Origin of the sequence: Burkholderia sp. BCC0506 (genome assembly GCF_902833145.1) — a bacterium.
Classification (GTDB): Bacteria; Pseudomonadota; Gammaproteobacteria; order Burkholderiales; family Burkholderiaceae; genus Burkholderia.
This window is the reverse complement of sequence record NZ_CADFEN010000038.1, coordinates 1-441: the sequence shown is the minus strand read 5'-3', so window position 1 is coordinate 441 and position 441 is coordinate 1. Positions and strand designations below refer to the sequence as shown.

Annotated in this window: 2 tRNA genes; both read left to right on the top strand. The window is 50.3% G+C overall.

Annotation, left to right across the window (positions count from 1 at the left end):
- Nucleotides 1–38: 38 nt before the first annotated feature.
- Nucleotides 39–115, top strand: a tRNA-Ile gene (locus HWX62_RS32860).
- Nucleotides 116–156: 41 nt separating this feature from the next.
- Nucleotides 157–232: transfer RNA gene (locus HWX62_RS32855), tRNA-Ala, on the top strand.
- Nucleotides 233–441 lie beyond the last annotated feature (209 nt).

The window sequence follows — 441 nt, the reverse complement described above, 5'->3', positions numbered from 1 at the left end:
GCTCACGCTTATCGGCTGTAAATTAAAGACAGACTCAGGGGTCTGTAGCTCAGTCGGTTAGAGCACCGTCTTGATAAGGCGGGGGTCGTTGGTTCGAATCCAACCAGACCCACCACCGTCTTGTGTGGCGGTACACACCTGAGGAATTCTGTACATGGGGGCATAGCTCAGCTGGGAGAGCACCTGCTTTGCAAGCAGGGGGTCGTCGGTTCGATCCCGTCTGCCTCCACCAATCACCAACGCTAAGGGCTTGGTTCAGACACTGAACCGAGAATTTTGCATTGGCGATTGAGCCAGTCAGAGGATATCAACAGATATCGGCTGTCGTTCTTTAACAATCTGGAAGAAGTAAGTAATTTGGATAGCGGAAGCGTCTTTGAGATGGACGTGGAAACTATCCGGGTTGTGATTGTATCGATGTATCTCAAGATGATTCGAACT